Raw genomic sequence first — 8,207 nt, forward strand, 5'->3', positions numbered from 1 at the left:
TATAGCGATGTATGAATTACGGCCCATAGCGAACAATGTTGCCGTCGCTCAGAAGGCCGTTGGTTGCGTCATAACTGATATATTGGCCTGCAAGTGGATGGCCTTGTGGATAGACGAGATTGCCGATCCATTTCTTCGTCGGACCGAAACCGCGAAATTGATATTCATATTTGTTTGCGGGGAACGCGGTTTTTTGCGCCCAATAGCTGCCGCCCCGGTCATTGCCGTTGGCCCAATAGCGCGTCCAGTAATCATAGTTGCCTTGCGTATTGCTGCCGTCTTTGGGGCCGTCACTGGTGTCGGTCGGACGTTCATTAAAGGGATCAAGCGGGATGCTGGACATATAAGAGATAGGCGTCGTCAGCGGGATATAGCGTTCGTGCATGAGTCCGCCGCGCACCGGATAAAAATTCTGGTCCATCATATACATTCGCACGGCAGTGTCGATTGTGCGGATATCGCTTTCAACGCGGGCAACTTTTGCGCGGATTTGCGCGTTCAAGAAATTCGGAACGGCGATCGCGGCGAGAATTCCAATAATGGCAACGACGATGAGTAACTCAATTAAGGTGAATGCCTTGGTCCTCATGGAAAATCCTTTTGATCGGATATGTGTTCAAATATATATTATTAGCATTTGTGTTATACGAAATGGGTGGAGGTTTGTCAATTCAAATATTGCTATCCAATATCACTTCCAGCAAACAATCATTGTGGTGTAGACAAAAAAATGGACGAGAAATAAATTCCCGTCCCAAGTCGCCATCATCTGAATTGGTTGGAGATTTTCGTAGTGATACTTCGTTTTCTGGTTTGTTTTTTGACATGCGGAGGAAACTTACATTTATCCCAAATAATTAATGGGGCAAAATAAAGTGTGAATGACCTACTCCCCTACATTCAATAAACAAAACATCAGTTAACTTGGTACTAGTTTATGCGGATGTGATAAAATGGATCACCAATTTGCGAAAAAAAATCGCCATTTTTCGAACCACTGAATTGAGAGAGTTGGAGAGTGTTTTGTAACCGCTGTCACAGCGATGAAATGGGGAATTATGGGGGTTATTTAACCAATGTCATTGACTTAAGACTTCTAGCCCCCCTTTTTACGCTGAAAGCGCCAGGGGGGGATTTCAAAACAGCACAAACAAAGCGATACATTCAAGCAATATCTCAAGGGCTGCCGTCGCTTCGCGACGCCTTGCCCTTGCCACCCCTTAAGTCAATGACATCGACTATTTAACGCCGTATGTTTTACGGTATTTTAATAGACTCATGTTTTTTTCACGTTGAAAGTAGCGCGAAATGTGTTCGTTTCCATTGAAACTGAGCGACAAAGCAATCTGAGAGACGGACAGATTGGTTTCAATCAACATCTGAGCAATCTTATCAGTACGAACGCGGCGTATCTCTTGTAGGAGGGTGGTTCCCAATTGGTCGCGAAATCGTTTTTCTAAAACCCTTCGTGATAGCGTAACAACCTCTACAACGTCGCTCACGCAAATGTTGTCGGTCGCATGAAGCCGAATAAACCGTACGGCCTTCGAAACGTCTGCATCATCAATTGCGGTAATGTCGGTTGAAAGCCGAGGTACGACATGCGACGCATGAATCATAATGTCACGGTTTTCATCATCTTTACCGTCCATGAGTTGATCGAGGACGGCGGCGCCTTCATAGCCTGCGCGTTCAAAATTCACAGAGACGCTAGACAACGGCGGGTCGGACAATTCACAGATCAATTCATCATTGTCGGCGCCGATGATGGCGAGTTCATCGGGGACTTTCATTCCCGCTAATTTGCTGGCTTGAAGCGCTTGCTGGCTGCGGTCGTCGTTACAACACATCAGTCCAACGGGCGTGGGGAGCTTCTTTATCCATTTCACCAGGAAGTCTTGTTCTTTCTCCCAGGTGAGCGTCAATGGATTTGATGGCGGTTTATAGATCGAGGTTTTATAACCGGCGTTTGAAATTTGCGCACTGAAACTCTCGCTCCGCTCGACGGACCACGGTTTGTCGTCGAAGCCGCAATAGGCGAAATGTTTCAGTCCGCTTTTGAGTATGTGTTCCGCCGCCATGCGCCCGATGGCTTTCGAGTCGGAGATGATGTTGGTCACGCCTTCGACTTTTTTGAAATGGTGTCCGACGACAATCAGCGGAATTCCTAACTCGATGACTTCCTGAACCAATTCCGAGTCGCGCATGATGATGCCGTCAGTATTCAGGTTTTTCAAACGGGGAAGCACTTCGTCAAGTCCGCCGGGTTCCCAATAAAACGTCCACGGCCCATGAAGCCGCGAATATTTCGCGATGCCGCGTAACAAGGCGCGCCCCGATGAGCGTGAACTTTCTATGGGCAGAACGACTGTTCGCATTTTGGCGACGCGCATTCGTGAAATGGTGATTATTTTTTTGTATTACGATTATATCGCATTTTTGTTCGAGATCAATCAATTTGTTCGATTGTCTATTTAATAAAAGTCAGACGAAAAAGGCCGGTGAGAGATTCACCGGCCTGATTGAAATTCAATGGGTACTGGAATGAATGCTTAAGCGACTTCCCAGCCTTTGCGGTATTCTTTGGTCACAAACTGGTTGGCTTCTTTTTTATTGGTAAAGCGCATGTTGGGGCCGTCCCAATTTAGCGTTTCAAACGGGAATCGCAGTGAAATATTGCCCATCACCACCCACTCGGTTAGCGGGCCGGCGTGGTTGAAGTTTGAACTCGCTTTTGAACCGGTTTTGCATGACAAAATCCAGTCTTCTTTGTGCATACGGTCAGTCTCGCCATCGCCGATAACGGGGATGCGCGGAATGATTTTACTCGGCTTTTTGTAATCTTTCACAATTTCGCCGTTCACCGCCAACACGTTGCCCTCGCTGCCTTTCATGACGATGACGCCTTTTTCTCCGACGAACATGGTGCTGGTCGATTCACTCGTAAGGTTCAAGTCTTCTGAGAAGCCTTTTGGGGTTTTCGGTTTCAATTTTCCGTCGTACCAGGTTAAGGACGTCGCATCAAAACTCCCGCGTTTGGGGAATTGATATTCAATAATCGCTTCTGTTGGATAAGTTTGGCTGTTCGCATCTTTTTGATGGATGCACTTGACGCTGGTTGGATATTCCAACTGAAGCGCTTTGACGACCGGGCTGAGGTTATGGCAGGCGATGTCGCCCAAGGCGCCGCAGCCGTAATCCCACCAGCCGCGCCATTTGAAGGGACAGTATCCTGAGTTATAGGGACGGTAGGGCGCGGTTCCTAACCAAAGGTCCCAATCAAGTGTTTCGGGAATGTCTTGTTCGGGCAGTGCGTTGGGGACGCCTTGAGGCCACCAGCCAATAGAGCGGTCGGTCCAGGAATGAACTTCGTGTACTTGTCCGATTAAGCCGCTCCAGATCATTTCGGCAACTTCGCGGTGCTGAGCGGTTGCGGCGCCTTGGTTACCCATTTGCGTCGCAACGCCATATTTTGCGGCGGTTTCGCGCAGCAGCCGCGCTTCAAAAACGGTATGGGTCAGTGGTTTTTGTACATAGACGTGTTTGCCGCGCTGCATACATTCCATCGCGACGCGTGCGTGCATGTGATCGGGGATCGAAATCGTAACGGCGTCGATTTCGGGGCAATCGTCAAGCATCTTACGAAAGTCTTTGAAGCGTTTCGCATCCGAATAGCGGTTGAAGGTCCCGCCTCCACTCCGCCAGTCGACGTCGCATAGCGCAACGATGTTTTGGCTATTGCAGGTATCAACGTCGCTTGAGCCTTTTCCGCCGATGCCAACGCATGCAATGTTCAATTTTTCCATTGGCGAGGAGTAGTGGCTTTTTGCCAGCGTGGTCGTACGGGTTCGATTGGTTGCGCATCCAGCCGATGCCGCAGCGGCGGCGGATGTAAGAAGAAATTGGCGGCGATTAAAATGAGATTTCATGATTTCCCCCGGATGTATGAGTAAGTTATCGTCCGTTATAAAACAAGATGGTGGATGCTGTCAAGCAATCGGGCGATTGTTTTGCGCTTGGTTCGCTTGATTTGAACCAGGCTTTCGATTTAGTATTCATAGAGTATCTACAATAAAAAATAGGGAGATCACTATGCGAATTCACTTTATGGGCGCGGCTGGCGGCGTAACGGGCTCGATGCATCTGATCGAAGTGAACGGCAAACGCATCCTTCTCGACTGCGGGTTTTTCCAAGGCCGCCGCGATGAGAGCAATCAACTCAACCGCAATCTCCCGTTTTCGCAACAAAATATTGATTGCATGGTATTGTCGCACGCGCATATCGACCATAGTGGAAACATCCCCTTGCTCAGCCGGGGCTATGAAGGCGACATTATTTGTACGCTGGCGACGCGCGACCTTTGCGCTGTCATGTTGATGGACAGCGCCCATATTCAAGAAAAAGACGCCGAGTTTTATAACAAAAAAATCGCGCAAACCCCTGATGATTATATTACGCCGATCTACGGGTATGCGGATGTCGATAAATGCCTCAAGCAATTTGTGGGCATCAATTACGAACGCCCGTTTCATTTATGCGACGGCGTGACGTTGACATTCTTTGACGCCGGCCATGTTCTTGGTTCCGCCGTGACCGTGTTGGATATCGTCGAAGACGGCAAGAAGCAACGCTTGGTCTATAGCGGCGACATCGGGCGACGTATGAAACCTATCTTAAAAGACCCGGTCTATGTGAACGACGCCGATATCATGTTGCTGGAAAGCACCTACGGCAATCGCGAGCATGAGGCGATTGAAACGGCGGACGATCAACTCGCGAAAGCAGTCAACGACATACAGGCCCGCAAGGGTAAATTGATTATTCCAAGTTTTGCGTTAGAGCGTACGCAAGAGATCATTTATTGTCTGCGTAAGTTGCTCAAAGAGAAACGAATTGAGCCGATTCCTATATTTATTGATAGTCCGCTCGCGATCAGAGTGACGGAAATTTTCCGCTTGCATCCAGAGTGTTTTGATGAAGAAATTCTCTCGTTATTTAACATGCGGGAAGACCCGTTCGATTTTCCCAATTTAGAAATGTCGCGCAGCAAAGAATCATCACAGGCGCTGAATGACGTTGACGGGCCGATGATTATTTTGTCCGCATCCGGCATGTGCGAAGCCGGGCGCATCCTCCATCACCTGCGCAACAACATCGGCGACCCGAACAATATGATTTTGATCGTCGGGTTTCAGGCGAAAAATACGTTAGGCCGAAAAATTCTCGAGCGCCGTTCCACAGTGCGTATTTTTGGCCTTGAACATAATCTCGAAGCAGAAGTGCGCGTTATCAATGCATATAGCGGCCATGCTGACCGGCATGGACTGGACCGGTTTGCAAACGCCTCCAAAGAGACTGTGAAGAATTTGTACCTCGTTCACGGCGAGCCGGAACAGAGCAAGGCGATGGCGGAGCGGTTGCTACAGAACGGCTTCTCTCATGTTCATGTTCCAGAACGGGGTGAGTATGTGGATGTATGAGCAGAGACTGTAAATGATATAAACAAAAGTATTCTGTATTAAACGCCTGAGATGTGGAGCCCGTTTCATTGATTAAAAGCACGGCAATGATTGAATTTTCTAAACAAGAGACGCGGTTCATTACTGTGTTTGCAGTGATATGCGTCGTTTATTTTTTTGTGAGTTTTGTGTTTGATCAATTTGTTGAATTGGCCTATTACGATGAGTTGCAGGCTTTGTTTGTTCCCGCTCTCTTGTATCCTTCATTTCATTTTTCTCGCAAAGTTTATTTCTTCAGTACGGCGCTGGTTATGCTTACGATTGGATTAACCGATTTTGCGCTTATGACTGATGCGGTTGGCGCTGTTCGTACGGCTGCGATTGTTTTGATCGGAGTATTAATGGCGCAGGAAATGATCTTTCGAAACGCGCGAACGCAGCGCATTTTGAAAGATGAAAAAGAAGAAATTGCAGCCAAACTCGAACAGACATTAGATAAAGTCCGTCGGCTGAGTGAAATTCTACCCATGTGCGGCGTTTGCAATCAACTGAGGACAGACGATGAAACCTGGAGTAAGTTTGAAGGGTTTCTCAAAGATGAACTCCATGTTGAACTTATTCACGGCGTTTGTGAAAATTGTCTCCGTGAAATGATGGACGATATTAGCGTAGAAAAGGGCGATTCGTCGACAGACCTGCTATTCGAATAATCAATCGCCCGCTGGCGCTGGTTGTTCGTTGTTGCGCGAGGCGAGCGCGATCCAACCTCGATCTGTATATACGGGCGCAGGCCAAATTTTTCCTACTTGACGAACACGGTAATAGGGACGGGTGTTCAAGTCTTCAAGTTTTCGTTTAAACCACCAATGCACGGGTAGGATATTTAACTCACGCATCAATATGGGATGAAACGAATATCGCTTTTGCAGTTTCATCAATTTCCCTCAATATAGCAATGCGCCTTAAATGCGCAGGAGTCTCTTACAAACGATGATGTATGATGTGGGTTTCAGTGTGATTAGCAAGTGTAATGCAAGAGACTTCTCCCAAATAAATCAGGAGAAGTCTCGTAATAGGCTCAATTCTATTGAATTAGGATAAGCCTGCCAATGTCCACGGTTCGCGCATGGGGCGCGACAACAGCCAGTTGGCGGGCGTATCTCCGATAAATTCTTCTTTCTCCGGGTCCCATCGCAATTTACGTTTTAATAACATGGCAATATGGCCGATGTGGGCGATTGTGATGGTGCGGTGCCCGGTTTCCGCAGGCGCGTAGCATTCTTTGCGCGACTTGACGCAATCGAGGAAATTGCGCTGCTCGCCTTCGGGGCAGGTATACAACTGCGTTTCCATTTTGCTGATTGGTTCATCCAAAATTGCTTGTGAACTGGCTTCGAGCTCTGCCCGCCAGCCGTCGTTGCCAATCCAGCCGTCGCTCCCAATGAATTTGAGATAGGGGTTTTTCGATTCGACGATGAGTTTGACGCCGTCGGCGAATGTATAGTTTATGATAAAATCATGGGCGACATCATATAGCCCCTCGTTGGGGAACTTGCCTTTGCCTTCAATCTCGACCGGGCCGGTCTGCTCGGTTCCGTGGCCCCACTGCGCCAGGTCAATCATGTGGGCGCCCCAGTCGGTCAACTGCCCGCCGGAATACTCCATGATCCAACGGAAGTTCCAATGACAGCGCGCTTCGCTGTAGGGACGCACCGGCGCTTGTCCCAGCCACATATCGTAATCAAAGCCTTCAGGGGGATCTTTGATCTCCATACTTGCCTTGTTGATGCCGGGTTTGCCGGGCAGGCCGACGCGAATCTCTTTTAGTTTTCCAATTCGTCCGTTGCGTACGAGCGTACATAAGCGGTGGTAATTCACGTCAGAACGGTTTTCGGTTGCGGTCTGAAATACGCGCTGGTATTTCTTCATCGCGTCTGCAAGCAGGCGGCCTTCGATCACCGTGAGCGACAGCGGCTTTTCGCACATGACGTCTTTGCCCGCTCGCGCCGCCATGATGGAAGGGATGACGTGCCAATGGTCAGGGGTGGCGTTCATCACGGCGTCGATGTCGGTTCGCTCTAAGATTTCGCGAAAGTCGTTGTAGTCGTCGCAGCCGTTGTAGGCGCCGCGTTCTTTCATTTCTGCATAACGGGTTTCGATCAAAGCCTTCGCTGCGAGCCGACGCGAGCGGTCAACGTCGCACACCGCCAGAATGCGGCAGTCCGGCTCAGGTAGAAAGCGCTTAATGTTGCGGTTAACGCCGTGGTCGCCGGTTCCAATCACGCCAAGGGTGATCTGGTCGCTGGGCGCGGTGGCGCCGTTGCGTCCTAACACGGTGGACGGCACAACCATCGGCGCGGCGGCGGTCAACGCGGCGATTGAACTCTGGCGAAGAAACGAACGACGGGTGTGATATTTAGATAACATGATAGTTCCCCAAGAAATGATGGATGATTTATCTTACCCAATCATTGCCGGGGAAATATAGGGATGCGAAAAAACTCGCCGACGCGTTGAATTTTGATTACCGATTATTTTTGTGATGCGAATGTAGAGCAATGAAATTACGTCCTGGTTGCCTCTGGGAACAGAGGCGCACCAGTTTTCATTTTATAACTTCAATTCATCCGGTAATTGAGTACCTAGTATTTATGGATAGCCATAATTTTGTTTCGGAAAACGTGTTCCGGCCTGTCAAAAATTGACAAATCAAATCAGGCATGGATGCAACTCTGGAAGCGCCTGTG

Annotated in this window: 7 protein-coding genes; 2 read left to right on the forward strand and 5 right to left on the reverse strand. The window is 48.8% G+C overall.

The annotated features are described in order from the left end of the window. Positions 1 to 16: 16 nt before the first annotated feature. From P9L94_14935 to P9L94_14945, 3 genes are all read right to left on the reverse strand, one after another. Positions 17 to 589 carry a prepilin-type N-terminal cleavage/methylation domain-containing protein gene (locus P9L94_14935; protein ID MDP8245377.1) on the reverse strand — a complete coding sequence of 191 codons (573 nt, stop codon included), beginning with the start codon at positions 587 to 589 and terminating at the stop codon, positions 17 to 19. A 649-nt stretch (positions 590 to 1,238) separates the two neighbouring features. Then, positions 1,239 to 2,378 (reverse strand): DNA-binding transcriptional regulator, encoded by a 1,140-nt coding sequence (locus tag P9L94_14940; GenBank protein MDP8245378.1) that lies wholly within the window; start codon positions 2,376 to 2,378, stop codon positions 1,239 to 1,241. A gap of 174 nt (positions 2,379 to 2,552) precedes the next feature. Then, the gene (locus P9L94_14945) at positions 2,553 to 3,929 is read right to left on the reverse strand and encodes a Gfo/Idh/MocA family oxidoreductase (protein ID MDP8245379.1); all 1,377 of its coding nucleotides are present in this window, start codon (positions 3,927 to 3,929) and stop codon (positions 2,553 to 2,555) included. Positions 3,930 to 4,092: 163 nt separating this feature from the next. Here P9L94_14945 and P9L94_14950 point away from each other — a divergent pair, with 163 nt between their 5' ends. Both P9L94_14950 and P9L94_14955 read left to right on the forward strand, forming a co-directional pair. Continuing rightward, entirely contained in the window at positions 4,093 to 5,481 is a 1,389-nt protein-coding gene (locus tag P9L94_14950; GenBank protein ID MDP8245380.1) for an MBL fold metallo-hydrolase, read from the forward strand. A gap of 86 nt (positions 5,482 to 5,567) precedes the next feature. Beyond that, positions 5,568 to 6,170, forward strand: a complete 603-nt coding sequence (locus tag P9L94_14955) for a hypothetical protein (GenBank protein ID MDP8245381.1) — start codon at positions 5,568 to 5,570, stop codon at positions 6,168 to 6,170. Here P9L94_14955 and P9L94_14960 read toward each other — a convergent pair whose 3' ends face one another. Both P9L94_14960 and P9L94_14965 read right to left on the reverse strand, forming a co-directional pair. Then, a complete protein-coding gene (locus P9L94_14960; GenBank protein ID MDP8245382.1) occupies positions 6,171 to 6,395 on the reverse strand; it encodes a hypothetical protein in 225 nt (74 codons plus the stop codon). Positions 6,396 to 6,552: 157 nt separating this feature from the next. Beyond that, complete coding sequence (locus P9L94_14965; protein MDP8245383.1) at positions 6,553 to 7,887, reverse strand: Gfo/Idh/MocA family oxidoreductase; 1,335 nt, start codon at positions 7,885 to 7,887, stop codon at positions 6,553 to 6,555. Positions 7,888 to 8,207: the final 320 nt, after the last annotated feature.

This window comes from Candidatus Hinthialibacter antarcticus, from assembly GCA_030765645.1.
Classification (GTDB): Bacteria; Hinthialibacterota; Hinthialibacteria; order Hinthialibacterales; family Hinthialibacteraceae; genus Hinthialibacter; species Hinthialibacter antarcticus.

Excerpts from the sequence above, each read along its gene's own strand:
- P9L94_14935 (MDP8245377.1), bottom strand. The coding sequence starts at position 589 with ATGAGGACCAAGGCATTCACCTTAATTGAGTTACTCATCGTCGTTGCC.
- P9L94_14940 (MDP8245378.1), bottom strand. The coding sequence starts at position 2,378 with ATGCGAACAGTCGTTCTGCCCATAGAAAGTTCACGCTCATCGGGGCGC.
- P9L94_14945 (MDP8245379.1), bottom strand. The coding sequence starts at position 3,929 with ATGAAATCTCATTTTAATCGCCGCCAATTTCTTCTTACATCCGCCGCC.
- P9L94_14950 (MDP8245380.1), top strand. The coding sequence starts at position 4,093 with ATGCGAATTCACTTTATGGGCGCGGCTGGCGGCGTAACGGGCTCGATG.
- P9L94_14955 (MDP8245381.1), top strand. The coding sequence starts at position 5,568 with ATGATTGAATTTTCTAAACAAGAGACGCGGTTCATTACTGTGTTTGCA.
- P9L94_14960 (MDP8245382.1), bottom strand. The coding sequence starts at position 6,395 with ATGAAACTGCAAAAGCGATATTCGTTTCATCCCATATTGATGCGTGAG.
- P9L94_14965 (MDP8245383.1), bottom strand. The coding sequence starts at position 7,887 with ATGTTATCTAAATATCACACCCGTCGTTCGTTTCTTCGCCAGAGTTCA.